At 42.1% G+C, this 26,650-nt stretch carries 23 protein-coding genes; 9 read left to right on the top strand and 14 right to left on the bottom strand.

The features are described 5' to 3' along the window. Nucleotides 1–38: 38 nt before the first annotated feature. The 7 genes from AC3KVK_RS14125 to AC3KVK_RS14095 form a co-directional block, all read right to left on the bottom strand. Nucleotides 39–1,874: a monovalent cation:proton antiporter-2 (CPA2) family protein gene (locus tag AC3KVK_RS14125; RefSeq protein WP_490311826.1), complete on the bottom strand. Its 1,836-nt coding sequence runs from the start codon at nucleotides 1,872–1,874 to the stop codon at nucleotides 39–41. Between the two features lie 186 nt (nucleotides 1,875–2,060). Next, nucleotides 2,061–2,879 (bottom strand): ABC transporter permease subunit, encoded by an 819-nt coding sequence (locus AC3KVK_RS14120; protein ID WP_490311827.1) that lies wholly within the window; start codon nucleotides 2,877–2,879, stop codon nucleotides 2,061–2,063. Further along, a complete protein-coding gene (locus AC3KVK_RS14115; RefSeq protein WP_490311828.1) occupies nucleotides 2,880–3,782 on the bottom strand; it encodes an ABC transporter permease subunit in 903 nt (300 codons plus the stop codon). Then, nucleotides 3,779–4,885, bottom strand: a complete 1,107-nt coding sequence (locus AC3KVK_RS14110) for an ABC transporter ATP-binding protein (protein WP_490311829.1) — start codon at nucleotides 4,883–4,885, stop codon at nucleotides 3,779–3,781. Before AC3KVK_RS14110 ends, AC3KVK_RS14115 begins: the two co-directional genes overlap by 4 nt. Before the next feature lie 82 nt (nucleotides 4,886–4,967). Then, nucleotides 4,968–6,083, bottom strand: coding sequence for a polyamine ABC transporter substrate-binding protein (locus AC3KVK_RS14105; protein WP_490311830.1), 1,116 nt, complete (start codon nucleotides 6,081–6,083; stop codon nucleotides 4,968–4,970). A 341-nt stretch (nucleotides 6,084–6,424) separates the two neighbouring features. Next, nucleotides 6,425–7,774 (bottom strand): alpha/beta hydrolase, encoded by a 1,350-nt coding sequence (locus AC3KVK_RS14100; protein ID WP_490311831.1) that lies wholly within the window; start codon nucleotides 7,772–7,774, stop codon nucleotides 6,425–6,427. A gap of 18 nt (nucleotides 7,775–7,792) precedes the next feature. Next, entirely contained in the window at nucleotides 7,793–8,536 is a 744-nt protein-coding gene (locus AC3KVK_RS14095; protein ID WP_490311832.1) for a helix-turn-helix domain-containing protein, read from the bottom strand. Nucleotides 8,537–8,666: 130 nt separating this feature from the next. On the opposite strand from AC3KVK_RS14095, the gene AC3KVK_RS14090 reads away from it, so the two are divergent. From AC3KVK_RS14090 to map, 6 genes are all read left to right on the top strand, one after another. Continuing rightward, a complete protein-coding gene (locus AC3KVK_RS14090) occupies nucleotides 8,667–9,020 on the top strand; it encodes a hypothetical protein (RefSeq protein ID WP_490311833.1) in 354 nt (117 codons plus the stop codon). After that, entirely contained in the window at nucleotides 9,010–9,816 is an 807-nt protein-coding gene (locus AC3KVK_RS14085) for a DUF2145 domain-containing protein (protein ID WP_490311834.1), read from the top strand. The genes AC3KVK_RS14090 and AC3KVK_RS14085 overlap by 11 nt, the downstream gene beginning before the upstream one ends. A 73-nt stretch (nucleotides 9,817–9,889) precedes the next feature. Then, nucleotides 9,890–11,140, top strand: coding sequence for an alpha/beta hydrolase (locus tag AC3KVK_RS14080; RefSeq protein WP_490311835.1), 1,251 nt, complete (start codon nucleotides 9,890–9,892; stop codon nucleotides 11,138–11,140). A 174-nt stretch (nucleotides 11,141–11,314) separates the two neighbouring features. Continuing rightward, nucleotides 11,315–14,614 (top strand): choice-of-anchor A family protein, encoded by a 3,300-nt coding sequence (locus AC3KVK_RS14075; RefSeq protein WP_490311836.1) that lies wholly within the window; start codon nucleotides 11,315–11,317, stop codon nucleotides 14,612–14,614. A 104-nt stretch (nucleotides 14,615–14,718) separates the two neighbouring features. Continuing rightward, a complete protein-coding gene (locus AC3KVK_RS14070; protein ID WP_490311837.1) occupies nucleotides 14,719–14,874 on the top strand; it encodes a ParD-like family protein in 156 nt (51 codons plus the stop codon). A gap of 55 nt (nucleotides 14,875–14,929) precedes the next feature. Continuing rightward, nucleotides 14,930–15,715, top strand: a complete 786-nt coding sequence (gene map / locus AC3KVK_RS14065; RefSeq protein WP_490311838.1) for a type I methionyl aminopeptidase — start codon at nucleotides 14,930–14,932, stop codon at nucleotides 15,713–15,715. 57 nt (nucleotides 15,716–15,772) lie between these two features. On the opposite strand, the gene AC3KVK_RS14060 is transcribed toward map, so the two are convergent. The 3 genes from AC3KVK_RS14060 to AC3KVK_RS14050 all read right to left on the bottom strand — a co-directional run bounded on the left by AC3KVK_RS14060 (nucleotide 15,773) and on the right by AC3KVK_RS14050 (nucleotide 19,408). Beyond that, nucleotides 15,773–17,503 (bottom strand): BamA/TamA family outer membrane protein, encoded by a 1,731-nt coding sequence (locus AC3KVK_RS14060; protein ID WP_490311839.1) that lies wholly within the window; start codon nucleotides 17,501–17,503, stop codon nucleotides 15,773–15,775. 139 nt (nucleotides 17,504–17,642) lie between these two features. Next, a complete protein-coding gene (locus AC3KVK_RS14055; RefSeq protein WP_490311840.1) occupies nucleotides 17,643–17,927 on the bottom strand; it encodes a DUF3630 family protein in 285 nt (94 codons plus the stop codon). Nucleotides 17,928–17,959: 32 nt separating this feature from the next. Then, nucleotides 17,960–19,408 (bottom strand): protein adenylyltransferase SelO, encoded by a 1,449-nt coding sequence (locus tag AC3KVK_RS14050; protein WP_490311841.1) that lies wholly within the window; start codon nucleotides 19,406–19,408, stop codon nucleotides 17,960–17,962. Between the two features lie 175 nt (nucleotides 19,409–19,583). Here AC3KVK_RS14050 and AC3KVK_RS14045 point away from each other — a divergent pair, with 175 nt between their 5' ends. After that, on the top strand, nucleotides 19,584–19,889 hold the full coding sequence (locus tag AC3KVK_RS14045) for a c-type cytochrome (RefSeq protein WP_490311842.1): 306 nt from the start codon (nucleotides 19,584–19,586) through the stop codon (nucleotides 19,887–19,889). Nucleotides 19,890–19,930: 41 nt separating this feature from the next. Here AC3KVK_RS14045 and recQ read toward each other — a convergent pair whose 3' ends face one another. Next, complete coding sequence (gene recQ / locus AC3KVK_RS14040) at nucleotides 19,931–21,751, bottom strand: DNA helicase RecQ (protein ID WP_490311843.1); 1,821 nt, start codon at nucleotides 21,749–21,751, stop codon at nucleotides 19,931–19,933. Between the two features lie 240 nt (nucleotides 21,752–21,991). Between recQ and rarD the strand changes: the two genes are divergently transcribed. Beyond that, on the top strand, nucleotides 21,992–22,909 hold the full coding sequence (rarD, locus tag AC3KVK_RS14035; protein WP_490311844.1) for an EamA family transporter RarD: 918 nt from the start codon (nucleotides 21,992–21,994) through the stop codon (nucleotides 22,907–22,909). Nucleotides 22,910–22,918: 9 nt separating this feature from the next. Here rarD and AC3KVK_RS14030 read toward each other — a convergent pair whose 3' ends face one another. The 3 genes from AC3KVK_RS14030 to AC3KVK_RS14020 all read right to left on the bottom strand — a co-directional run bounded on the left by AC3KVK_RS14030 (nucleotide 22,919) and on the right by AC3KVK_RS14020 (nucleotide 25,636). Beyond that, nucleotides 22,919–24,157, bottom strand: a complete 1,239-nt coding sequence (locus AC3KVK_RS14030; protein WP_490311845.1) for a diguanylate cyclase — start codon at nucleotides 24,155–24,157, stop codon at nucleotides 22,919–22,921. Nucleotides 24,158–24,299: 142 nt separating this feature from the next. Next, nucleotides 24,300–25,268, bottom strand: a complete 969-nt coding sequence (locus AC3KVK_RS14025) for an ATP-grasp domain-containing protein (RefSeq protein ID WP_490311846.1) — start codon at nucleotides 25,266–25,268, stop codon at nucleotides 24,300–24,302. Then, nucleotides 25,268–25,636, bottom strand: a complete 369-nt coding sequence (locus AC3KVK_RS14020; RefSeq protein ID WP_490311847.1) for a MaoP family protein — start codon at nucleotides 25,634–25,636, stop codon at nucleotides 25,268–25,270. The genes AC3KVK_RS14025 and AC3KVK_RS14020 overlap by 1 nt, the downstream gene beginning before the upstream one ends. 92 nt (nucleotides 25,637–25,728) lie before the next feature. On the opposite strand from AC3KVK_RS14020, the gene AC3KVK_RS14015 reads away from it, so the two are divergent. Beyond that, complete coding sequence (locus AC3KVK_RS14015) at nucleotides 25,729–26,601, top strand: LysR family transcriptional regulator (protein ID WP_490311848.1); 873 nt, start codon at nucleotides 25,729–25,731, stop codon at nucleotides 26,599–26,601. Nucleotides 26,602–26,650: the final 49 nt, after the last annotated feature.

The following is a 26,650-nucleotide window of genomic DNA, read 5'->3' as shown; positions in this document are numbered from 1 at the left end:
TGCCAGTGGCTTTTGGTTAATTGGGTTGTCATTGTTTGTTATTCAACCGTGCGATTTTCACAAGTTTGTAGTGCATCTTGATGTTTTTTGTCTTCTGTTAGTACATATTGCAAGTCGGCCATGCGTTGGCGTACGGCAATGCCATAGCTTTTATCGTCTCCCCAGATATCAGCTAGAGCATGTAATGACTCGTTATCATGCTGATTAAACAATTCACCAGCCCGCTCAGCTGCTTCATGGCAATTACCTAAAACTTTGAGCGCATCCACACCTAAACTGAGGGCCGAATCAAATGTTTCACGTTTGAAATGGGTCACGCCAAGTTTTAGGAGTTGATAAGCGTGGCGACGGTCAACAGCGCGGGCGACAATTTTGAGTTCTGGAAAGTGCTTGTGTACCACTCTGATCATTTCGAGGGTTTTATCTGGCTCATCAATGGCAATCACCAATAACTTGGCCTCGGCGGCGCCTGCAGCGGCCAGTAAATCGAGGCGCGCAGCATCGCCATAAAATACCTTATTGCCAAAGCGACGCAGCAGCTCAATTTGACTTGGACTGTGGTCTAAAATCGATAAATGGTAGCCCTGCGCACTTAATAGGCGGCCAATTATTTGGCCAAAGCGCCCATAGCCGGCAATGATTACACTGTTGGTGGTTTCGATTTCATCAATGTTATCTGCGCTTGCAGCGGATTGGTTTTGTCGGCTGATTAATTGCTCATAGCCAATTAAAAGCAATGGCGCACATAACATTGAAATCGCCACGACGAGGGTGGTTATTTTTCCTTGTAGGGGCGTTAAAATAGCTAAATTAGTGGTCAAAGATAATAATACAAAAGCAAATTCGCCTCCTTGCGCTAAGGCGAGGGTGAATAATAGCTTTTGCTTTTTAGCCATTTTAAAACAAAAAGTTAACGCATATAAAATCACAGCTTTGACGCTAAACAACCCGACAATTAAACCAATAACTAACGCGAATTCATTAATTAATAAATTAAAGTCGATCGAGGCACCGACGGTTATAAAAAACAACCCAAGTAAGAGACCTTTAAACGGTTCAATATCGACTTCGAGTTCGTGACGAAACTCACTTTCTGCTAATACGACGCCAGCTAAAAAAGTTCCCAGAGCGGGTGAAATCCCTATTTTTTGCATGATCAGCGCAATAGCAATCACTAGAAAAAGTGCAAAAACCGTAAATATTTCTCTCAGACGTGTTTCGGCAATATAGCGAAATAATGGCGCTGATACATATTTACCAGCCAAGATAATGCCTGCTATTACCAAAAGTGAAATAGCTACTTGGAGGTAAACAGGGAAATGTTCAATGAGGTTGCTATGACTGGGGTCGACCGGCATTGCACTGGGTGCAAACGCCAACAGTGGTACTAACGCTAAAATAGGGATGACTGCGATATCTTGAAACAATAAAACAGCAAACGCATTTTGGCCTGCTTCTTGTTTTATCCAGCCTTTTTCTGTCAGTGTTTGGAGCACAATGGCGGTTGAAGAAAGGCTTAGCATGAGACCGATCGCCAATGCAGTTTGCCAGGCCACTGCAAATACCCCATACACGACGGCAAAAATAGCCAAAGCAGTGAGCACCACTTGCAGCCCACCGAGCCCTAAAATTGCGTGCCTGAGTTTCCAAAGCCGCGAAGGTTGCAGCTCTAAACCAACTAAAAATAACATCATCACCACACCAAACTCAGCAAAGTGCATGACTGCTTGTTGATCGCCGACAAAGCCTAATAGAAATGGACCGATTAAGATCCCTGCGAGCAAATAACCTAGCACAGAGCCAAGCCCAAGGCGCTTTGCTATGGGGACTGCGATGATTGCGGCAGCAAGATAAATAATGGCCATTTCTAACATGGAGATTCCAAATTTTAGTGGGTAAGAGGCTAATAATATGGCAATTAGAGAATGAATCTAGGGATTTTAGTGATTAATATGTGATTCACGCGCAGGTTTAACACATGCCAAGAAGGTGATGGTATCTGAATTGTGATGTGTTGAATCTTATTAAGCCCAGAGTAACTCTGGGCTTAATAAGAGATCTTAAGGCTGTTTTTTAAGCTGCGCTTGTTCTTTTTTATACATGATGATGCCTGAGACTAAAACCGCAAAACTCACCACAGCAATAATTATGGTTGCTAGTGCGTTGATTTGCGGGCTGACACCTAAGCGTACACTGGAGTAGACCACCATAGGTAATGTGGTCGAACCTGGCCCTGAAACAAAGTTAGCGACCACTAAATCGTCCATCGATAAAGTGAACGCCAATAGCCAGCCTGCGGCCAGTGCGGGTGCAATGAGCGGCAGTGTAATAGTAAAAAAGACTTTGAGCGGTTTGGCACCTAAATCTAAAGCAGCCTCTTCAAAAGAGCGGTCCATATTTTTCAAACGACTACGAACAATCACAGTTACATAGGCCATCGAAAAGGTGCTATGGGCTAAAATGATAGTCATCATGCCGCGATTTTCTGGCCAGCCAAACATATCTTTGAGTGCCACGAATAACAGTAACATGGATAAGCCGATAATAATTTCGGGCATCACCAACGGTGCGGTAGTCATGACCTCAAGGGTTTGCTTTCGTTTTGATTTAGGAAAACGTACTAAGGCAATGGCGGCTAATGTTCCGAGTACCACAGCCAACCACGCATTAAAAAATGCAATTTTAATACTCAGCCATGCTGCGCTGAGTAACGGTTCGTTGTTGAATAACTCCACGTACCATTTAGTGCTAAACCCTGCCCAAACAGTGACTAAGCGGCTTTCGTTAAATGAATAAATAATTAGGCTGAAAATTGGCGCATATAAAAATGCAAAGCCAATTAATAATACGCAGATTGATAATACTTTTGTTTTTTTCATTTAAATATCATCCACTACTTTTCGTTCATAATTTTGCATGAAAATGAATGGAATTATCAGTGCAATCAGTAATACCGTGGTTAACGCCGATGCAACTGGCCAATCTTTATTATTGAAAAATTCAATCCACATCAGTTTACCAAGCATTAATGTATCAGGCCCGCCAAGTAAGTCAGGAATAACGAACTCGCCCATTACCGGAATAAACACCAGCATCGAACCAGCTAAAATGCCCGGCACTGATTGCGGTAAAGTGATGGTGAAAAATTGGGTGATGGGTTTAGCTCCGAGATCGGCAGCAGCCTCAAGTAATGAGCGGTCGAGTTTTACTAAGGTTGCATACAACGGCAAAATAAAAAATGGCAAATAGCTATACACAATGCCGATATACACTGCAGTTGGGGTATGCAGTATTTCCAATGGTTGGTCAATTATCCCTAATGACATAAGGGTGTTATTGATGACTCCATTACTTTTTAAAATGCCAATCCACGCATACACTCGAATTAAAAATGAAGTCCAAAACGGTAAAATAATCAGCATCATTAAGGGCATGCGCCATTTTTTATCGACCGTGGCAATTGCATACGCCATAGGAAAGCCAACTAATATACACAAAATTGTCGAAATAAATGCGACCTTCAATGAACCGAATAACGCACTGAAATACAGTGAGTCCTCAAGTAAGAGTAGATAATTGGCAAAGTTTATTTTCAGCGTAATGAGACCGTCTTCGACATCACGGATTAAGTCGAGGTAGGGTGGCTGAGCCAGCGCTGCTTCGGATAAGCTAATTTTGAGTACAAACAAAAACGGCAATACAAAAAATAGGGTCAGCCAAAGTGTGGGGATAGCGGTAATGATACTTTGGCTACGCACCTTTAGTCGTGACAGTGACATCATAGCGTTAAAATCCCACAGCTGTATGGTGACCAATTCAGTGAGACGGTTTGATCCCAAGTAAAGGGTTGCTCTGCAAGAGGCTGAATATTCGATTGAGTAAATTTGATCCGCTTGCCGCTTTCAAGCTGAGCATGGTAAATCGAGACATCACCTAAATAAGCGATTTCTTTAATTACGCCAGTCACCGCATTGGGTGAATCGGTTTCACCTTGATGCACTTTAATTTTTTCTGGGCGCACCACCACACTGACTTCCATTCCTGCCACAAGAGGCTGGCCATGGCTGACTTGAATGTCACAGCCAAGATCATCACAGTGAAGAGTCACGATGTCTTCATCTTGCGCAATCACAACGCCGTGAGTGATATTGGCCAAGCCGATAAATTTGGCGGCATAGACCGAAGAAGGAAACTCATACATGCGTCGTGGTGTATCAAGTTGCTCTATACGTCCTTCGTGCATCAAGGCGATCCGCGTTGACATTGTCATGGCTTCTTCTTGATCGTGAGTCACCACGATAAATGTAGTCTTAAGGCGCTCTTGAATATTCACTAACTCAAATTGTGTTTCTTCGCGCAGCTTTTTATCGAGTGCACCTAGGGGTTCATCGAGTAATAAAATTTTAGGGTGTTTTGCTAGTGAGCGCGCTAAAGCAACACGTTGACGCTGGCCGCCAGAGAGTTGATCTGGTTTACGATTGGCGAATTTGGTTATTTGTACCAAAGCCATCATTTCATTCACCCGCTCTTTGCGCTCATGGCGGGACATTTTTTCTTGTTTTAACCCATAGGCGATATTGTCGGCGACCGTCATATGAGGGAAAAGAGCATACGATTGGAACATCATATTTACAGGGCGCTCATAAGGGGGTAAATCAGTCACATCTTGGCCATCGATGATAATTCGGCCGCTACTCGGGGTTTCAAAACCCGCAAGCATCCGCAGTAGTGTGGTTTTTCCACATCCAGAGGCGCCGAGTAACGAAAAAAACTCTCCTTGGTGGATATCAAGGTTAATATTATCGACCGCGTAAGTGGCGCCAAAATTTTTAGTTAAGTTTTGAATTTGAACGATGGGGACGTCAACAGGCTCAGTTTGAGTCATTGGCATGCGTACCTTTATGATAAATTAAACCATTTCGGCGCTTTGCGCCGAAATGGTTGAGTGTAGTTAAGTAAAAGCAAAATTACATATTGGTTTTAAGTCGGGTCCACAAGCGGTTGAGGTTACGACTTTCTTTGTCTGATGGGCTATGTAAGATCACGAGCTTTTCTAAAGTTGCTTGAGGTGGATAAATGCCCGGATCGGTTGAAATCTTTTTATCTACAAGTTGATCAGCTTGATTATTGGCATTGGCATAAGAGACGTAGTTTGTCACTTGTGCAATTTCTGTTGGGCGCATCATGAAATTAATAAATTGATGAGCAGCCGCAACATTTTTTGCATCTTTTGGAATCGCCATTACATCAGTCCACACAACGGCTCCTTCAGCAGGGGCTAAATAAATAATCTCAACGCCATTATTGGCTTCTTCAGCGCGAGCTTTAGCTTGGAGTACATCACCAGAATAGCCATGTGCAACACAGCTATCCCCATTGGCTAAATCATTAATGTATTGAGAGCTATGAAAATACTTGATGTGTGGGCGAATTGTTTTAATGGTATCGGCGGCACGCTCGGTGGCTTTTTTGCTAAAGTCAGAAGGATCATTGCCATTAAAAATACGTACGGCTGTAAATACTTCAGTTGGGTCGTCCATTAAAGACACGCCACAACTTGCTAATTTAGCGACAATTTCAGGATTAAAAAGCAGTTGCCATGTATCAAGTGGCATGTCATCACCTAAAATCGCTCTGACTTTTTTCACGTTAATGCCGATCCCGGTTGTTCCCCATAAATAAGGGACTAAGTGAGTATTGCTCGCATCTAAATCAACAAGTGAATTTAAAATAATTGGGTCGATATTGCCTAAATTAGTTAAAAGAGACTTATCGAGCGGTTGATAGATGCCAGCTTTAATATGCCGTCCCGCAAATGGACGAGAGGTTGGAAAAACCAAATCGTATCCACTGTTACCAGCAAATAGTTTTGTTTCTAAAATTTCATTCGAATCATACACATCGTACGTCACTTTAATGCCGGTTTCTTTTTCAAAATTTGCGACTGTGTCTGGAGCAATATAGTCAGACCAATTATACAAATGCAATGCCTGATTTTCAGCTGCGATACTCGCGAAACTGAATGATAAACAGGTCGAGATTGCGGTGACGACAGCCCCTGTTTTGAAAAAAGAATGTAACATGGCATAGCTCCTGTGAGTGTTGATGCTAGCTTAATCGAGAAGCTAATTGGTGGTTTTTGCATCAAAAATATATTTTAGGAGGGGAAATATGACAAAAAAAAATAAAAATGGAAAGTAAATAAATCATCACAATAATGAATTATTTTTATAGTGAAAATAAGCTGCGTTAGTGATTGAATTAACTTGTTTTTATAGGAGGTTTAAAGTGGTAGCTCTAAGAGTGTTTTTTCACTGAGAACATAGGCGAAAAATCCGTGAGAGTGTCTATTGATTTGTGAATAAATAGCTCGATGAATCAGCAGGCTAAGCAATGATGGCTTCGCTTAGCCCACCACTCACAGTTACTGAATAAACTCTGAGATAGTCGTTAACATATGCGAGTAATAAGGGTTAAATGTCAGGCGTTTCATCGGGCTGAACGCTGTAATATTTTCAGCGGTAGTCTCACCTAAATTGATATCTAACTGTGTTTTACAAGCTTGGTATAAATCTGGTTTGGCTAAGTAGTGGCCGCAATTGCGATACACGCCATCGACTCCGTAATGAGGATTACTTGGGCTGTTAGTTGGCGATGTGTGAGCAATATTTTTCACTTGCGCACAGAGGGCTATTTGCTCGCAATGTGGGATCTGTAAGGTTTGAGCAGGATCGAGCAAAGCTTGCGCTGCAGTGCGCTGGCCATAATAAATGACTTTATCTTGTTTATTGTTTTTCCGGGCAGGATTTTGGTACCAAAACTTAGCTAATTGCAAACTTGCGCGCGTCTCGATGGTTTGATCGACCTCACTCGCGATGAGTATCAGAGGGATATCATGCCGATTTAATGCACTAAAACGCTTTTCTCCGATGCGATCCATGAGGGTATTCACTTGTGCCCCGGCATTAAATGAAAACGACTCATATTTTGCAAAATCCACATCCGCGTCTTTATCGAGCCACGTCAAAAATGGAATGGCGGCAATGTATTTGGCCAACCATGCTTGATCACTTTTAGCCTTAGAAGCGGGTGACCACATTAGCAGCCCCTTAATTTTATCGCTCACATGAGCTTGGTGCATTAAATGATCAAAAATAAGGGCTCCCCCCGTCGAGAACCCGCCCAGATAGACGTGTTCGAAATCTGCAAGGGTTCGCTCAATGGCGTAGCGTGCAGCTTGTTGCCATTGTTTGACATTTACTTTGGCTAAATCCGCAGGGGCCGTGCCATGGCCGGGTAATAAAATGGTTCTAACATTAAACCCTTGCTGGTAAAAATACCCTGCTAAATCATGAAATAAATAAGGCGAATCGGTTAAACCATGGATGAGTAAAATTGCTTTGTGGTTAGTCGGTTGGCGCAGTTCGAATGGGGCGACGAGATCACTGACGACTTGCGCATGGGGGACGCGCTGTTGGGCTTGGGTCACTGGGGTGGTAATTGGGCAAGGTCGCTGTGCATGGGGGTTACGTGCTTCAATGAGTGCTTTGGTGATATTGAGGTACTCACTAAAGGCCAGTGTTTGCTCATAGTGGTATTCAGGTGAGCTTGATTGCACTGCTTCCCGATATAGCCCCTGTTTTTTGGCTTTGAGAATATGTTGGAAGTCGTGATTGATGGTTAAACACGTATGTGTGTCTGGTGTTGCTTGGCTATGCAAAGTCGTTAGGCATAAACAAAGCGCTGAAATAGCGTATAAAATGGGGTGTTTCATATTAATAACATCCTGTATTTAATCGGGTTGAGTGCGTTTCAATTGTTCAAAGAAAGAGACTTGCCATGGCCGCATTGCCATCAGCAAGCCCACATGTTGCCGCTTAGATAAAGGCAAATGAGCATCTTCATTGTTGAGTAATGCGACCTCTTTTGTTAATTGGTTTAGTTTTCGCTCAATGATGGCTAATGAGCTTGAAGAGTAGCTACCTCGTAAATAAAAACGAAAACTAGTGGGTTGCTCAAATGTATCATCCATAAAGGTACTGATGACTTCTCGCTCCATAAACTTGGCTAATGGTCCACCGGGGATCCAACGAAAATCTTGAGCAATACGAAGTTTATAATGATTGTTAGGTAATAAATCGATCATTTTTAACTTATCAAGCTTGGCAAGTAATTGAACGCATTGATATTGATTGATTTGGTATTGCTTAATGATTTCGTCAAATGGCCAACCATCGCGTACACACACCGCAACTAAAAATAATTTCGGGTCATCGATTAGCTCTTGTTCTTGTTCGAGCGTTAATTGAGTCAATTGCTCGGTGTGTTTTTCAGCTAACAAGAATAAGTCGGATAAATTAATGTGGATTAACTGACAAATTTCCTCGAGTCGTTCGAGTGTAAAGCTCTGCGTCGCAAAAATACGCTTTATATTGGCTTCGCTCATTGCTAATGCTTGGGCAACATCTTTGTAAGTCAGTTGATGCTGCTTTAGCAAGTTTTTGAGGGTTTGATTAACGTGTTTGATTTGACTCATATAGAAAAACCGGCTCCAAGTATAGGATTACTATACTTGGAGTTTCTGTTAAGTAAACAAAGTCGGACGATATTTACTTAATATAACAAACCTTTATTGTTACTCAGCTTTAAATAATTAAGGAAGCATTATGAAAAAAGTTACATCAATCATCGTTTTAACAAGTGTTTTGTGTTCGGTTAATGTGTTTGCATCTGAAGCTATCACGCACAGCGGTCAGGCAAGTAAGCATTCTGCATTAGCTGCAAGTAAAGGCGCTCAATCTGTTGGAAAAGTCGCGAGTGTTGCCGTTGCTGTGCCTGCAGTGGTTGTGGGAGCTTCGGCTATGGCTGTAGGGAGTGCGAGCGTCGCTGCAGGTCAAAGTATTCTGGATGCAACCGTGAGTAAAAAGCCGTTAGTGATCACCGACAAAACACTCACAGCCGATTTACCACCGAATCAGCAGATCGCAGCTAAAAAAAATGAGCAAGCCAATGAGGCTTAACTTTTTCTTAAATAAATGCCTCATACTTCTGGCGATTGCGTTGTCGCCAGAAGTATTGGCTGGCAGTACCGCCAAGCAACAGGCTCATTTTTCGCCAGAGAAAATAACGATGTTTGCTAAGCAGGTTGAACAGTTTGCAGCGACGCAAGGTGCACGGGCATTTATAATTGCTCGAGTCGGGCGGCCAGAAAAAGAGTTGCCCAAAGGGATCGTTTACACACACACTGCGGTGGCTATTTATTCAGACATTACATTAGCGAGTGGTGAAGTGGTATCGGGTTATGCGATTCATAATTTATATCAAACAGCTGAAGATACAGCGCAAAGTGAACTTGTCATAGATTATCCCGTTGATTTTTTTTGGGGCGCGCAGCAGCTAAAAGCGGGGATTCTGATTCCCACTGCACAATTACAGCAACAATTAATTGAGTTAGTGGCGAGTGGGCAGCATCATAAGCTGCACAATCAACATTATTCCGTTATTGCTAATCCGTTCAATCGTCAGTTTCAAAATTGCACCGAGTTTACTCTGGATATGATAAATGCTGCGATTTATCAAACTCAAGATATCAGTAAGCTCAAAGTAAATGCTAAAGCGTATTTTAAGCCTCAAGTAATCAACACTAACCCTGTTAAGTTGATGCTAGGTTCGTGGTTGTTAGATGAAGTGAGTACAGATGATCATGAGCGGCAAGTAAAAACAGCTACTTTTTCGAGTATAGTTTCTTATCTAAAAAGTTATCAATTAAGTGACATGGCGGTTCATTTTAGCAGTGAAACGATTGATGATATTTAGGACATTATTTCGTACTCTAATTGCATTATCTTTTGTGGTACAGTGACATAGCTTATATTCAAAAGGAAGAATAATGCGTTTACTGATACTGATTTTAGGGTGTTTTTTCTCTGCACTGTGCAATGCAAGTAGTGTGACTCATACTCCTATTGTGGCCGGGGTGACTATCAGTCATCAATCGACCATTTTTAACGACGAGCGCCGTTTTATGGTGGCCTTGCCAGAGCAATATTCTTTAAATCAGCGCTCGTACCCGGTGTTATTTGTGATTGATGGTGATTTTCAGTTTCAGCATGTGTCAGCCACGGTTCATAATTTAGCGCGAATGGGGAAAATAGCCCCGATGATTGTCATTGGTATCGCGAATCAAGGGAATAGCGATTATTTAAAAAGTAATACTTGGACAAGTGAATTTGAAGGGGGTGAGTTTGGTGGCGTGGTGTTATTTCAACGCTACTTAAAAGAAGAACTTATTCCGTACATAGAGAAAGAGTATCGTGTTAGTCGTCAGAGGGCGTTAGCAGGGTATTCTTTAGGTGGATTATTTGTAATGCAGCAATACATTGCTTCTGAACCACTGTTTAATGCATTTCTCGCCTTTAGCCCGAGCTTGTGGTTCGATGAATATCGGTTTAAATCCACACTTGAAACTTTTTATGCTTCTCAAGGTATCGGTCAAGGCCCTTTGTTTATTTCGTTGGCAAATGAACAGGGGATGGGCATAAAACCGATTGTGGAAGTTTTGAAAAACAAAGCGCCTAAAAAGAGTCCCCTTTGGCAGTTTAAACAATACCCCAATGAAACGCATTACAGCACCGCTTTACCCGCTTTATACGATGGTTTAGTGTTTTTAATGCCCAATTATTTTATCGATTTAGATCAGATGATGACTTTTAAAGGGTATCAAGCGTTACTCGATGAGTTTGCTAAAAAATCGACGTTGTGGAGTGGGTTTAATTTTGGTTGGTTACAAAGTTACACATTAAGTAAGTATTTTTTTGCTTCTAAACAAAGTGAACATATACCAACAGCATTAACTTGGGTTCAAACACATTACCCCGAATCGTACCTTGAAATAGCCATCAATTTTGCATTAGGGTTTAATAAAAAACAACAGCCAGAACAAGCGCGAGATCTATTACTCAGTGTTGAAAATGAAGGGAAGCTTCACCCCAAATGGCATTATCAATTAAGTTTGAGTTATCAAGCGTTGTCACAGACTGATTTAGCAAAACAGCATCATCAACTTGCATTGCAATTGGCCAGTACCCATCAGTTAGAAAGTTGGGAGTACTGGGAATTGTCGCCCAATCACGGGTTTTAATCGGAAGGGCTTCTTTAACGGTAATAGTGGGTAATAGCTTAATATGATTACGCCACTATTATAGGCTAGATCTTAGATTACTCTCACCTGGTTCCATTTAGGCCTTTGTAAATAAAAATTGGATCAAAATTGTTCAATTCTATAAAATGCCCCCCATATTCTATGAGGAAAAGTATGTTTAAACAAAAATTAGCATTGATAGCCGCCGCCGTAGCTACCGCAACAAGTAGTTATAGCGCTTCTGCTGATGACAGCGCTGACATTGAGTTGCTGTCTAATGGTTATGCCGTCATGGTTTGGCAAAACTTTGTAGCCCGATCAGGTTCGGGTAATGGCGTCATTGCCGCTGGCAATAACATTATGATTGATTACGATACGCCCAGCTTCGAAGGCAGGCATGGTGCAACTCAAAGCAATGGTGGTTATTCACTTTCAGCTGGCGCACTGACGACCACTGAAGCGTTGGTTGCAGGTAATAATGTTGTATTTGGTGAAGGTTCTTTATTCGGCAATATTTATGCTGGCAATAGTGTTGATTTGGCCAAAAACTATGTGTTAGATGGCACAAAACAGAAATTCGAAAATGTTTCAGACGATGACCTGCCATTTGACTTTGAAGATGCTGAAGAAGATGCCAAGGAACTAAGCCAAGAGTTAAATAAAAAAGACGATACTGGCACCGTGATTTTAAAATCAAGTGCAGAGCTAGTATTAAAAGCCTCAAATACTAATAGCGACATCCAAGTTTTTACTATTGATGGTGAAGATGAGGCAGGTAAAGCATTTGATCTCGCAAATATTCGTTCTATTTACCTTGAAGGTGTTGAAGCAGACACGACTGTTGTGGTCAATTTTAAGGGTGAACATCCGCAATTGAGTGGTGGTCTACACAGTTTTATTCCAGAAAAAACCATATTTAATTTCGCTGAAGCAACCACGCTAAACATCACCAGCTTTATTGACATTTTAGGTGTAGTCTTGGCTCCTGAGGCTGATATTGAGTCATCATCTGGTAATGCTTATATGGCCATTATTGCTAAAAGTTTAGTTGCGCAAGGAAGTAACGGCGCGCAGTTAACACTTCGAGGTGGAGTGTTCAGTGGTGATTTATCGTTAGATGACGATGACGATGACGATGACGATGACGATACAGGTGGTGGTGACACTGGCGGCGGTGATACAGGCGGCGGTGATACAGGCGGCGGTGATACAGGCGGTGGTGACACAGGCGGTGGTGATACAGGCGGTGGTGATACAGGCGGTGGTGACACAGGCGGTGGTGATACAGGCGGTGGTGACACAGGCGATGGTGATACAGGTGGTGGTGACACTGGCGGTGGTGACACAGGCGGCGGTGACGGTGACACAACCAAGCCGCTAGCATGTAATGGCCTTTATGGTGTCAGCGGCCGTGATGGTAAGCCGATGGTGTATATCGATCTCGAAAAAGGGATTGTCAATCAACCATTTGATTTTGATGCGCCCAATCATAAGTCAGATGCGTTAGCTTACGATGCAATTAATGATCGCTTGTATTACATCACTAAAACTAACGGTGCACTTGCGCCTAAGGTTGCTTATGTTGATATGCAAACGGGTGCTGATGTTGAGTTAGCAACTATAGGTGGTGGTTATCGTTTAGTTTTTAGCCCAGATAGCTCACGTTTATTTGCTTCAAGTGGCCGTAATATCGTAGAGGTTAATCCTGCTACTGGTGCTGTGATCAGTACGATCAAGCTAGCTTCAAATGATGAATCAATTACATTTGGTATGGGTGATTTAGTTTTTATTAATGATGACCTATATATTGTTACGAAAAAGCATTTAGTATTGGTTGACCTTGAAAATAAACAGGCCAATGTACTGGGTAAACATGGTATTGATGGCGCAACGGGTGCAGAAGTTGATAGCAACGGGCAATTGCTGATTTCAAAAATTAACAGTGCAACATCACAAACAACGATTTTTAAAGTGAATCCGAACCAGTTAGCAAGTCAGCCTGTAGCAATCGCGACAGTTGATTATGTCATTAATGACTTGGCGTTACGCGATTTTGCTGGGCAAACCTGTGATACGGATGTGGTTGATCCTGTTGAGCCGACTAAACCTTCAGTATTAGCTATTGAAGCCAGTGCTGATCGTCAGCTTGAAGGTGAAGCACTCATTGCTAAAGTAACATTAACAGGTGAAGAAGAAGCGCAGCTGACAATTAACTTAGCATCTAATTCAGCTGATATGGATGTTGATTTCTTATCGGCAGTGTCAGTTTCTTTTGATAATGGTCAAACTTGGCTAGATGATGTGGATGCCAAGCAGGGATCTGTCACCGTGCCTAAAGGCGTGACTTCGGCTCTTATTAAAGTAGTAACACTTACAGATACAGAAAACGAAGGGGATGAAAACTTCCGCTTAGCGGTCGCTTTTGCTCATGCACCTGATATCACAAAAACAGCGTTATTAACAATCGTTGATAAACCAGTTGGTGGTAACAATGGTGGTGGAAATAACGGTGGTGGAAATAACGGTGGTGGTAACACCTGTGATATGCCGAGCGTTTCTTTCATAACTGCACTATCCATTTTCAATGGCGAATATACTCAGGATTCAAAAGCATTCACTTATGAAGGTGGCGAAATGCAATTTGAGGTCGGTTTTGATCGCCAAGCGCAATGTAATGGAAATTATCAGTTTAATTTAAATGACATTGAGACTACACAAGGTGTGGACTATTCGGCACTTGTTTCTGTTACATCACTCAGTGGTGGTCAATGGCTCAATAATGTTAATGTTGCTTCAGGCTCGGCATCTTATGCAGTGCAAGAGGGAGACGAAGGCTTTATTGTTCGTGTTAAGACGCTAGCGGATACACAAAAAGAGCAAAACGAAGTCTTTACTTTGTCTGTTTGGAGTCATTCAGATCAATCGGATGTGAAGTATAAAGATCACTCGATTGAAAATAACGCGGCTACAGATGATAACGGCAACCCAGGCACGGGCGGTGGAGGTTCAGGTTCAGGTACTCCTAACCCTGGTACTGGCAATCCAGATCCAAATAGTTGTGCATCACAAGATGACATGCCAGCGATGAAGTTTATTACTGCATTGTCAGTTGATGAAGGTCGCTCGTACACCAAAGAAGGTGGCCAAATGGAGTACTACGCTGGTTTTGCAAAAGAAGCGAGCTGTTCGGGTACTTTCTACTTTGAGTTTGTCGACAGACACACAGTGAAAGGCGCTGATTATTCGACCTTGGTTGATATTGACACTTGGGACAACCAAGCGAAGCAAACAGGTGTTGATGCTTCGGGTATAGCCGCTGTGCAGGTTGTAAAGGGCACTGCAGGTTTTACGATTACGCTCACAACGTCTACCGACAATGAAACTGAAGGCTTGGAAGAGTATTTACTTCATACATGGCGTAAAGATGATAAGTCAGATCTGTATGTGAAAGATCATACGATTATGAATCGTTAATCGAGATAGTTAAGATTGAAAAGCGGCTTAATTAAGTCGCTTTTTTTTGTGTTTAATAGTTAAGTACATATACTTCATATATGATTTATATATAAAGTGTATTTATGGGTATTATTAAAGTTTCAGACGAACTTCATCAAGAAATTAGAAAAGCCAGCACTGTGATGGCGCGCTCGATCAACGCCCAAGCTGAGTTTTGGGCCAAAATGGGCATGTTAGCCGAGCTCAACCCTCAGCTCACGTTTAATGAACTCATCTAACAAGAGCTTGCGAAGGTAGATTTGCATCCACTGTCTAATCAAGCGCAGCAATCTGATGAATGAAGTGATTATTAAAGATGAAGCACAAATAGCATTGATGCGTCGCTCAGGCCAGTTATTAGCGCAGGTCTTTGCGCAACTCGATGGTGTCGTTACTGAGGGTATCTCAACCATGGCGATTAATGACTTTGTTGAATGCTTTATTGTCGAACAATTAAATGCGCGTCCGGCTAGTAAAGGTCAATACGGCTATCAATATTCGCTCAATACCTCGGTAAATGAAGTGGTGTGTCATGGTGTTCCGAGTGAAAACCAGATCCTACAGTCAGGTGATATAATCAATATTGATATCACATTAGAGAAAAATGGGTTTATATCTGATTCGAGCAAGATGTATTTAATCGGTGTCTGTCAGCCTAATGCAAAGCGATTATGTGATATTACTTATCAAGCAATGTGGCAAGGAATAAAACTTGTCAAACCAGGAGCTAGACTTGGCGACATTGGTTATGCAATCGCCAGTTTTGCCCATCAACAGGGCTATAGCGTAGTAAAAGAATATTGCGGACATGGTATCGGTGAACAAATGCATGAAGCACCGCAAGTATTGCATTACGGACGAATGAATTCAGGGTTAACGCTTAAACCAGGTATGACTTTCACCATTGAACCCATGATCAACGAAGGTAAGGCTAAAGTGAAAAGTTTATCTGATGGTTGGACTGTGATTACTGCAGATAAAAAGCTTTCTGCACAATGGGAACATACAATTTTAGTCACCGAGAGCGGTTACGAAGTGCTTACTTTACGCAATGAAGAGCAGGTCTCACCCATTCACTAAAGTTAATAATTCAGCTGCACAGGATTTAGTTGCAGGTATTGATGGTGGGTTGAACCGTTAAAAAGAGTTTTTAACAGTGACCAGCCATTGTACCGAATCGATATTGTCTTGTGGGTTAATCGGCATGGCTAAATCGAGGTGGATCACTGTTCTGGCATTGGCTCGACTTGGGGCTAGTCTTAATCCTATTCCGATGTTTTGTAATACATCGTCGTTGCCAATCAGCTCAGAGGATGGCGTGTGTTGATACCATGCATGGCCAATATCGTAAAATGCAGCTCCGCCAACTTTAAAAAGTTGCAGCAAGTGATACTCCCAGTAATAACGCTTTTCCACACTGAATAATACGCTTCTATCGCCGGATTGATAATTGAGTGGGTAGCCCCGTAAGCCTGTTTCTCCACCAAGGGAAATTTGCTGGTCAGCGGTTAAGTTTTCACCTAAATGAATGCGGATCATCGAATACCAAGACTCGGTTAAATCAGTATTGAGATTTAGCTGAACTGACCCCGATAATACGGCATTTTCTAAAGCGTTGTGTTCTAAATTCCAATAGCCGCGTAAACCGCTGTTAAATCGCCATAAGGTGTGGGTGTCTTGAAACAAGGCTTTGTTCATTGATGCTTCGTAAATTATGCGGTCATCATCATTGCTTAATTGCTCAGGCGAGTAGCCAATTCGAGTATGAATATCCCAACCAAGATTAAGGTCTTCGGTACGGTGGATAGAGTCAAAGTTATTAACTTTAACGTAATAGTCTTCAAGCCAATGGCTGGATATCCAAGGAAAAACAAGCTTCCTGTCTTGTGCGATGGCAGAAACTGAGGAGTCGATTTCATTAAACTGATGGTCTTCAACTTGAATTCCTACACTAATTCGACGGATCCATTTGTCTAATTCAGACGATGTGGCGAAATAGGCGGAGTTTACTTTGGAATGTTGTTGAAACTGCGAAGCAACAATGCCATCTCGGTATAAAGATTCAGTACGATCATTAGCGTAACTGAGTACGCCATAACTGTATGGGGTTGTCACTGAATAAAATGGCAAAGAAAAATCGAGATAGTGGCGTGCACCATCATCGTTATCACCGTACTCAAAACGTCCCCGGTAGCGACTGCCAAAAATATTTGGATCTTCATAAATAAAATTATAACCAGAGCGTTCTTCATCCGAGTTGTAGGTCATGGACAAACGCTTACCCCAACCAAATAAATTGGTATCCCTAAACCCTAAACTGGAGCTATTTTGCCCACCGGTACGGCTAAAGTCGATTTCTGGCATTAAAGTCCAAAGCTCTCGTGTAATGACCGTGACATCGACTTGGTCTGCGCAGGTTTGCTCTACTTTGATTTGTGCATCGTAAAGGTAGCGCTGATTTCTCAATAGACGTTCAGATTCGAGGATTAATTTCGGATCATAATGATCGCCAGCTTGAAACAGTAAAATGTTTTCAATCACACTTTCATCAGTGACAAAATGGATTTTGTTGGCAAAGTTGAATAGTGCGTTATCTTCGTCTGGATTATTGGGGTTAAAGATATTTAGGCGTTTAATTTTGACCTTAGAAACGGTCATTCCTGGTTGGCTTTTTGGCAGAGGTGCTGGGTTATCAATTTGGTAGCGCATTTCAAATTCAGCAAACTGGGTTGTAGGGGCTTGCCATTGACAGCTTTGATCAGTCGCAAAAATAGCATCGTCTGCTGAAGGCAGTTCGTCGGCCGAAAATACATGGCCACAATATGCGACTAAAGTAACTGTACTAATTGAAATAAAAAGAGTTTTCATTGATCACCAATCAAGAACGCTGTCTCTTTAGTCTATATCAACTCCCTCTATACTGCTTAAATATTTAGCGGGTTTTGGGCTTAAAATATTGCATAATCCACAGTTAGAAAGGCTTTCAAGCTGAAAAATTTATTTGCTTTTAAATGAGAATTTGACATAACTCGCTTAAGAGCTCTTCAGCAAATGCCCCTTCGCCAGAAATCCAAATACTATTACTGTAATGCTCGAAATTGAGGTTGAAATGCTCTTCTTTAAAGCGAAATCGTTGTAAGTGGCGATCGGCCCCTTGTTCAAACTCTTGGATGTTAATTTGCGGGTGATGCAAATAAATACTCGCCCATAATTCAAAATCGTGATCTTCAGGCATTGTCTCTGGGGTGATGATCAACACCTGATGCTGCTGATCATAATTTATTTCAGTCATGATTAATCTCTAGAATTTGACGCGTTAATTTATTAAGTACCACAAAACGTTCGATAATGCTGATCGCCATCAACGGGGAGATCTTGATATTGCTCAGTTTGTTGCATTTGCTGATATGGGTGCAGAAGAACAGATAAAAAGGTTTCAATGTCACTTTCATTGCCTTGTTCATACTGGGCTAAAATAGCTTCAACATGATGGTTTCTTGGGATCACCACAGGATTATTCTGCTGCATCATTTGATAGGCTTCAGTGTCGCAAATGGTCGCAGCGCCTAGAGCATGCTGCCATTTTGCAACCCAGTCACTGAGCGGCGCAACGAGTGCCACCGTGGCCTGATGATTAATTATTAAGCCTAAATGATGAAATGTAAGCGTATAATCTAGCTGGTGGGTGTGCATTAGTTCGAGCAACTCTGTACTTAATGCCTCTACGTCAGCAGAAGTGCGCTTAAAACCTAATTTTGTTGCCATCATGGCATGAAAGGCTTGTTGATACTGAGTGCTCATGGCAATGATCAGAGGTTCAACTTTGGCTACAGCAGTGTCTTGATCTTCATCAATTAGAGGTAAGAGCGCCTCTGCGAGTCGGGCCATATTCCATTGTGCAATTGGCGCTTGATTGGCAAACGCATACCGACCCTTACGGTCAATTGAGCTGTAAACTGTACCAGGATGATAAACACCCATCATGGCGCATGGGCCAAAATCAATGGTTTCGCCACTAATGGAGGTGTTATCCGTATTCATGACCCCGTGTATGAATCCGACCCGCATCCATGCAACAATTAAAGAGACTTGTTTGTTAATTACGCGCTCAAGTAACTCGACAACACGCTGTGCACCTGTGGTTGTGATACCCGGATAATGTCGGGCAATGGCATAATCGACCAGTTCATTCAGTGCAGTAAGGTTCCCTTGAGCAGTAAAATACTGAAATGTGCCAACTCGGATATGACTCGCTGCAGCGCGAGTGACGATAGCACCGGGTTTTGCGCCTTCGCGATAGACAGGCTCACCACTTGCTACAACGCCAAGGCAGCGGGATGTTGGCACACCTAAAGCATGCATTGCCTCACTCATGATATATTCGCGTACAGCAGGCCCTATCGCACAACGGCCATCACCCTGACGAGAAAATGGGGTAGGGCCCGAACCTTTGAGTTGAATATCCCACTGATGACCCTCTTTGTCGGTGATTTCACCGATTAAATGTGCGCGGCCGTCACCGAGTTGTGGGTTGAAATGACCGAACTGATGGCCACTGTAAGCTAAGGCAATGGATTGTGCGCCTGGTGGTAATTGATTGCCTGAAAAATACTGCGCTAATTGCTCTGTATCGTTACAGAGTGAATCTGCTATCGCTAATTGCTCAGCCAATGGGCGGTTCCAAAGTAGCAGTTTGGGCTTAGCTACTGGAGTGGGCAGTACAGGTTGATAAAACACAGGATCAAGCTTGATATAGGTGTTATTGAATTTCATCTGGGCACTCATTGAGTCAATTCACTCTATGATAAACGATTTATGTTCTGTGCAGTACGAAAGCTATGAAGAAAATGATCGTGAAAAAGTCGATGTTTATTGCGCTAACGCAAAGTTAGGGTGGTAATAACCGATAAAATCATCTTAACTAATTAAAAAAATAAGAGAAGTTACCATGATGAAAACGTTATTTTTAACGGGCATAATTGTATTTTGCAGCTCAGTGCATGCAGGTGATATCGATCAAGGTAAAGCTAAAGCGGCAATGTGTGCAGCATGTCATGGAACCAATGGAGTGAGTTCTGTCGCGCTTTATCCTAATTTAGCGGGGCAAAAAAGTGCCTATTTGGCGAAACAAATGCGTGACTTTAAATCAGGAAGTCGCAGTGATGCGATGATGAGTGCCATGGCTAAACCGCTTAGTGACGCTGATATTGATAATCTCGCAGCGTACTTTGCCTCTTTGCCTGCTGCAAAGTAGTCTAAAGCCTAAAATGAAGGCAAAATCACTTGGTTTTGCGTTTATTGCTGGGTTAAATATGCGCGGATTAAACTCATAAACTCCGAGCCATATTTAGTCAGTTTAGTAAAACCGACTCCTGAGACGTGAAGAAATTCAGCATCGGTTGTTGGCATAATTTGCGCCATTTCTGCCAAGGTTTTATCGTTGAAAACCACATAAGGGGGCACGTCATCGGCATCCGCGAGCTCTTTTCGTAGCGCGCGCAGTTTGGCGAATAGCTTTTTATCGTAATTAAATTGCGCCAGTTTATCTTGGTAGACGTGTTTCGCTTGTAAGCGTGGTTCGGCTAATTGCAGTTGGTATTCACCGCGTAATACAGGGCGTGCGGCTTCTGTCAGACGCAAAATAGACCCGAGTGTAATGTCTTGCTGTAACATCCCTTGGTGGACTAATTGTCTTAAAATACTGAGCCAAAACTCAATACTCTGTTCTTTACCGATCGCAAATGTGCTGAGTTCATGGTGATTGTTATCACGGATCCGAGCGGTATTGGCCCCGCGTAACAGCTCGACAATATAACCCATGCCAAATTTTTGTTCTGCACGATACACACAAGACAACGCTTGCTGTGCAACGACGGTGCCATCAAATTGCTTGGGTGGGTTGAGGCAAATATCGCAGTTACCACAGGCTTCACGTTGATACTCAGAGAAATAATTAAGTAATATTTTCCGTCGGCAGGTTTGTGCTTCAGCAAAGCTGGCCATGGCATTAAAGCGTTGTTGTTCGACTTTGCGTCTTTGCTCATCTTCGATGTCTTCAAAAAAACGCTTTACCCGTGGAATATCTGCGGGATCAAAATACATGATGGCTTCAGCAGCTAAGCCATCACGGCCTGCTCGTCCAGTCTCTTGATAATAAGACTCGATATTTTTGGGAATATCATAATGAATAACAAAGCGGACATTGGGTTTATTGATGCCCATGCCAAATGCAACAGTGGCTACTACGATTTGAATATCGTCTTTAGCAAATGCATTTTGGACAAAACTCCGCTGTGAGTTTTCAAGCCCTGCATGGTAGGCCGCTGCGTTAAATCCGGCTTCGACTAATTTTGCGCTGATATCATCGACGCGTTTGCGACTGGTGCAATAAATAATGCCACTTTGCCCTTTTTGCTGGCGCAAATAACGCATTAATTGCGATAAAGGTTTGAACTTTTCTTCGAGGGTATAACGAATATTAGGTCGATCAAAACTGCCAGTATAAATATAGGGGTGGTTTAAATTCAGCTGTTGGACAATGTCATGGCGTGTTGCAGTATCGGCAGTTGCTGTTAATGCCATTATCGGGATGGCGGGAAAATATTGCTTAAGCTGTTTGAGTCGAAAATAATGTGGGCGAAAATCATGCCCCCAGTGGGAGACACAATGCGCTTCATCTATCGCAAATAAGCTGATGGGTAAATGATGTAAGCGCTCAATAAAGTCGTGTTGCAAAACCCGTTCAGGAGCAACGTACAGCAACTTAATTTTACCCGCATGCAAATCTTGATAAATAGCCATGCTTTGTTCGCGGGAAAGACTTTGGTTTATACACTCTGCCGCAACACCTAGCGCGTTAAGTTGAGCAACTTGGTCCTGCATCAAGGAAATCAGTGGTGATACTACGATAGTGATCCCTGATAACGCTAGCGCAGGGATTTGATAACATAGTGATTTTCCTCCACCCGTCGGCATGAGAACAAGCGTATCTTGGCCTGCAATGGCGGCTTCTATTACGCTGTCTTGTCCTGCTCGAAAGGTATCGTACCCAAATACTTGTTTGAGTATTGAATAGATATCCGTGGTGGACTGTTCGGTCGTGGGTGTCGTTATCATCGCGGCATTTTAGAGTTTTTTTTCTCGCTTGTCTGCATTCCTTGCTCGGAATTGGTCGGGTTTATTTTTTGGTAGTATTTCATTAGTGCCTTTTTTTGACACTGTCGAATAACAATGACAGCGAAGTAAATTTAGCGATACACGATTTTTAAGTTAAATTTATTATTTTGAGTCCAATGGTGCCTGAATTTTAAAACTTACGTTAAGATGGCGCACCGTTTTTTATGGATTTGTAATTGGATGTCGATTAGTTCAGAGCAAAAACAAGGCATGATGTTTGCGAGTGCGGCTTTTTTAATGTGGGGCCTAGCGCCGATTTATTTTAAGTTGCTCGATAATGTAGCTGCGATGGAAATTTTAGTTCATCGCGTTGTTTGGTCTTTCCTTTTTTTATTCGTTATTGTTGTGACTATCAAAAAATGGCACACGGTCGTCAATGTTCTAAAGCAACCTAAATTAGTCTTTATGTTGATTGTTACCGCAACTTTGTTGGGATTTAACTGGGGGTTGTTTATTTGGTCAGTCAATAATAATCACATGCTCGATGCCAGCTTAGGGTATTACATCAACCCATTATTGAATGTATTACTCGGCTTTTTATTTTTAGGTGAGCGTTTACGTCGTTGGCAAGGTATCGCAGTGACATTAGCTATTTCGGGGGTGGTGATCCAAGTGATTAGCTTTGGATCGTTTCCTGTGATTGCTTTTTCGCTGGCGGGTTCATTTGCTGTGTATGGATTGTTACGTAAAAAGCTGGCCGTAGATTCTTTACCTGGGTTATTACTCGAATCGCTTATTTTATTGCCTGCGGCATTGATCTACTGGTTTTATTTTATGCAATCACCGACTGCTGATTTATCGTCAAATACGTGGCAATTAAATGTTTTGTTAGTCAGCGCGGGTGTTGTGACCACATTACCGCTATTGTGTTTTACGGCTGCAGCAAAGCGTTTGCAATATACGACTTTAGGCTTTTTTCAATACATCGGCCCAAGCTTGATGTTTTTATTAGCAGTGAGCTTTTATGGTGAAACGTTTAGCGTTGACAGAATGGTCACATTTGCGTGTATTTGGGGAGCGCTCGCATTATTTAGTTGGGACTCTTATCACTTTGCAAATAAAGCTAAGCGGCGTGCGCTGTTAGCAGGTGAAAACTAGCCTTTACAGTTAATCGCTAATGACAATATTACGGCCAGATTCCTTGGCCGTATATAAATGTTTATCGGCCACTTTTAAAATTTCATCGACTCGTTCGCTCACTTGATAGGTGACGCCAATTGATAAGGTAAATTGGATGTTATCTTGACTAAAAGAGGGACTATGTTCTTCCACTGCGAGTCGAAACTTCTCTAATTGTTGTTGTGCTTCTTGGTAGGTATTTTCAGCAAAGAAAATAGCAAACTCTTCTCCGCCTAGTCGGGCGACTAACGCTTGGGTAAAGTGCTGTTTAAAAAAGTCGGCTAATCCTTTTAATACTTCATCTCCTGCATCATGGCCATAGTTATCATTGATTGCTTTGAAGTGATCGATATCGATCATGGCGAGTGTGATCCCTTGCTGTTCCTCAAAGCGTTTTGTGAGTTGCTCTTGTACTGATTCGAAGAAATAGCGACGATTGGGTAAGTTTGTCAGGTAATCACTGTTGGCTTGTAAGCGTATAGTCGCAATCGCTTCGAGCATTTCAATGTTTTGACTAAGGCGACAGTAAAATTCTTCAGGGTGAAAGGGTTTACTCAAATAATCATTCGCACCATTTTTTAAGAATTTCGCTGACATTTGGTTGTCTTTTGTACTCGAAATGCCAATCACCGCTAAGTCTTCATTACTGTAAATTTGCCTGATTTGAGAAGTGAGGGTGATGCCATCCATATTGGGCATTTCGTTATCTGTGATGACGACTTTGATATCTTTATAGGCTTCAAGTTGAGCCAATCCTTCTATACCATCTTTTGCAAGGGCCACTAAGTAATTATGACGTTTGAGTAAATTATTTAAATGATTACGAGTAGCGCCTGAGTCATCGACCACTAAGATGCGAACATGTTCATTCTTCGGCAAGCGGCGCAGTTGTGTTTCAAGATAATGATAAGCTTGGCGGTTCTCTTTGGTAATATAATCGACGATCGGGTAACGTAAGACAGTATCGCGAGTTTGAGCATCGATCTTGCCTGTCATTACGATGGTTGGAATATCGGCCCCAATCGTGAATGGAATGGCTTCTCCTGTGGGTGCATCAGGTAAGACATAATCAACCACGGCGCAAAAATAGTTGTTATTTTCAATGAGAGTAATGGCTTCAGCCAAAGAAAAGGCGACATCGACATCAAACCCTATTTTTGTTCCTATGTGCTTTTGCACCTTTGCGATAGATTGATTATCTTCGATTATTAATAGCTTATGCGGCACTTTAATCCCTTTTAATTACGCGAAAAGTAAAGGAAAGTAGGTATTAAAAAGTTTAGCTGAGCTTTGATAATTTGCTGAATTTTGTTGAGTTTTTTATAGGGTAAAGTAGAAAGTGCACGCGTTCGGTGCACCAAAGTGTGGATTATTTCTCGTCTTTTTGCGCTAAAGAGGCTTCTGACGTCGGTATTTTTATTTTTTTAGGTTTGTCAAAAATACCTAAACGGATGCGAACAAAATGCAAAATCTCTTTTGCGACATCAATATCAATACATGACTCTAAGCCCTCAAAACCAGGTGATGAGTTTGCTTCACATATTTTGTAGTGGCCGTTGTCAAAGAGTAAATCAATCCCTGCGATATCTAAATCTAGTGCATGAGAGGTTTGCAGCGCTAACCATTCTATTTCAGGTGTAATAACAAAGGGGCTTGCACTGCCGCCATTACTGACATTAGCTTTAAAATCGCCATCAACGGCTTTACGCTCAAAACAGGCAATCACACGGCCGCCAATCGTAAATACGCGTAAATCACGACCATGACTGTTACTTATGAACTCTTGCAAAATGATATTGGCATTTTTATTGGTTGCCTCAATCAATTGCATTAAATCGCGAAACTCACTTTTACTTTTTGATAAAAACACCCCGCTGCCTTGTGATCCTGAGAGCGTTTTGATGACCACAGGAAAGCCTAAAGTGCTTTCAACTAAATCAACATTGACTGGAAATTTCACCAACATTGTTTTAGGTGTCGGGAGGTTTTTTTCCGCTAAGATTTGTTGTGAGTACAGCTTATCCTTGACGGTTTCGATCGCGACAGAATTGTTAACACAGTAAACCCCAAGACGCTCTAAATGTCGGATGATAGCTAAAGCGAAATAGGTCGTACCCGCTCCCATCCTAGGCATTACGAAATCGGGGAGTTTGACGTATTCACCATTGATCATGATACTTTTATCGTCTTCTCGAGTGACCGTTAAATCAAATTGGTCCGGTGAGTAAACGTCTAGTTCAATTCCCGATGCCTTAGCGGCCTCTACGAGGCGTTGAATTTCATAAGACTCTGGTTTCAATAAAGTGGCAGAGTCTTTATAGATTATCCAACCGCGCATTAGAATTCCTCAATCTGTCTACCGTAGCTGATTTCGCTACCGGTATTTTTCGATTTGCCAAACACGGTATGAAAACGTGCAGGGCTCGTTGTTAATTTTAAATATTTAAGCCACACCTTTTCGGCGATATTCTGTGCTTCACTATGCCCTTGCATTACATTCAGAAAGTGAATTTGTAAGTCGTTGATAGGCTCGATTGTGTTGTTATATAAAGCTTTTAAGACCACACCATTGTTTTCTAGGATTTGCGCTTCTAATAACGTAAAGTTACCACTTCGACTAAATCCTCGAGGAAAGTGAGCATCATCAAAAAAAAGTTGATCAGATGCAAATGCGCGCTTAATCGCTGTAATATCTTGGATAGACATACAGGCTCCTTTTGGACATGATTATTCGACGCGAGCTTATACTAAGATTTGTGTTATTTTAAACAAAAAAGATTTATCGTGAGGATAAGTAATTGGATATAGATTTACTTAAAACATTTATGGAAGTTGCTAATACGCGCCACTTTGGCCGTGCGGCTGAAAATCTCTATTTAACTCAATCAGCCGTGAGTTTTCGCATTAGGCAACTGGAGCAAACACTCGGTGTAAATCTATTTTTAAGGCAGCGAAATAATATCCAACTCACAGCTGCAGGTGAACGCTTACTTCCTCATGCCAACCTTATTGTTACAGGTGTTCAGCGAGCAAAAATTGATGTCGCACTTGCTGAGGGAATGAATAAACAGGTTTCGTTGGCAGGTACGCCAAATATTTGGGATGCCTTCTTGCAATTTGGGATTACAAATATTGTTTCGGCAATGCCTGGTGTGTCGTTAGTGGCTGAAGTGAAAGCTCAACAAGAAAGTACGCGATTGTTGTTAGAGCGTACCTTAGACATGGCTGTGTTATTTGATCCGCCCAAAGTGGATGAACTCAAAGTTGAACGTATTTGTGAATTAGCGATTATTCCTATAACCAGCTTTGATGACTGCGATGCGATTAGCTTTTACGAAAATCAATATGTTTATGTCGATTGGGGAACCGCATTTTCATTGTGGCATGCTGAAGTAGCAGCAGGTAAAACATTGCCCTATGTCCGGACAAGTACCGGCCGGATCGCGTTAGATTTATTATTACAATGCGGGGGAAGTGCGTTTATTCCTGAAGCGCTAGCGAAGAGTTATTTAGAGTCAGATGTTTTAAAACGGGTGGATGGCATTCCAGAAACATCACGAGACATTTATATTGCGTATCACAAAGATAACGAACAAAAAGAGTTTATTGAAACTGTGGTTGGTTTGTTGCGCGCCTTAAGCCCAAAAGCGGCCAAATCGTTGAAGGCGTAAAGCTGTGCAATTTAGGTGATCAATCTAAAAAAAGCGGCTTAGCCGCTTT

It is taken from the genome of Pseudoalteromonas sp. J2K-J979 (genome assembly GCF_058169715.2).
This window is presented reverse-complemented; position numbering and strand designations above follow the sequence as displayed.

Bases quoted from the DNA above. Each gene is read 5' to 3' on its own strand.
- AC3KVK_RS14055 (WP_490311840.1), bottom strand. From the start codon at position 17,927: ATGACTGAAATAAATTATGATCAGCAGCATCAGGTGTTGATCATCACC.
- AC3KVK_RS14020 (WP_490311847.1), bottom strand. From the start codon at position 25,636: ATGTCTATCCAAGATATTACAGCGATTAAGCGCGCATTTGCATCTGAT.
- AC3KVK_RS14070 (WP_490311837.1), top strand. From the start codon at position 14,719: ATGGGTATTATTAAAGTTTCAGACGAACTTCATCAAGAAATTAGAAAA.
- AC3KVK_RS14075 (WP_490311836.1), top strand. From the start codon at position 11,315: ATGTTTAAACAAAAATTAGCATTGATAGCCGCCGCCGTAGCTACCGCA.
- AC3KVK_RS14090 (WP_490311833.1), top strand. From the start codon at position 8,667: ATGAAAAAAGTTACATCAATCATCGTTTTAACAAGTGTTTTGTGTTCG.
- recQ (WP_490311843.1), bottom strand. From the start codon at position 21,751: ATGATAACGACACCCACGACCGAACAGTCCACCACGGATATCTATTCA.
- AC3KVK_RS14050 (WP_490311841.1), bottom strand. From the start codon at position 19,408: ATGAAATTCAATAACACCTATATCAAGCTTGATCCTGTGTTTTATCAA.
- AC3KVK_RS14060 (WP_490311839.1), bottom strand. From the start codon at position 17,503: ATGAAAACTCTTTTTATTTCAATTAGTACAGTTACTTTAGTCGCATAT.
- AC3KVK_RS14095 (WP_490311832.1), bottom strand. From the start codon at position 8,536: ATGAGTCAAATCAAACACGTTAATCAAACCCTCAAAAACTTGCTAAAG.
- AC3KVK_RS14115 (WP_490311828.1), bottom strand. From the start codon at position 3,782: ATGATGTCACTGTCACGACTAAAGGTGCGTAGCCAAAGTATCATTACC.
- AC3KVK_RS14045 (WP_490311842.1), top strand. From the start codon at position 19,584: ATGATGAAAACGTTATTTTTAACGGGCATAATTGTATTTTGCAGCTCA.
- AC3KVK_RS14110 (WP_490311829.1), bottom strand. From the start codon at position 4,885: ATGACTCAAACTGAGCCTGTTGACGTCCCCATCGTTCAAATTCAAAAC.
- AC3KVK_RS14080 (WP_490311835.1), top strand. From the start codon at position 9,890: ATGCGTTTACTGATACTGATTTTAGGGTGTTTTTTCTCTGCACTGTGC.
- AC3KVK_RS14100 (WP_490311831.1), bottom strand. From the start codon at position 7,774: ATGAAACACCCCATTTTATACGCTATTTCAGCGCTTTGTTTATGCCTA.
- AC3KVK_RS14120 (WP_490311827.1), bottom strand. From the start codon at position 2,879: ATGAAAAAAACAAAAGTATTATCAATCTGCGTATTATTAATTGGCTTT.
- AC3KVK_RS14105 (WP_490311830.1), bottom strand. From the start codon at position 6,083: ATGTTACATTCTTTTTTCAAAACAGGGGCTGTCGTCACCGCAATCTCG.
- rarD (WP_490311844.1), top strand. From the start codon at position 21,992: ATGTCGATTAGTTCAGAGCAAAAACAAGGCATGATGTTTGCGAGTGCG.
- AC3KVK_RS14125 (WP_490311826.1), bottom strand. From the start codon at position 1,874: ATGTTAGAAATGGCCATTATTTATCTTGCTGCCGCAATCATCGCAGTC.
- map (WP_490311838.1), top strand. From the start codon at position 14,930: ATGAATGAAGTGATTATTAAAGATGAAGCACAAATAGCATTGATGCGT.
- AC3KVK_RS14085 (WP_490311834.1), top strand. From the start codon at position 9,010: ATGAGGCTTAACTTTTTCTTAAATAAATGCCTCATACTTCTGGCGATT.
- AC3KVK_RS14025 (WP_490311846.1), bottom strand. From the start codon at position 25,268: ATGCGCGGTTGGATAATCTATAAAGACTCTGCCACTTTATTGAAACCA.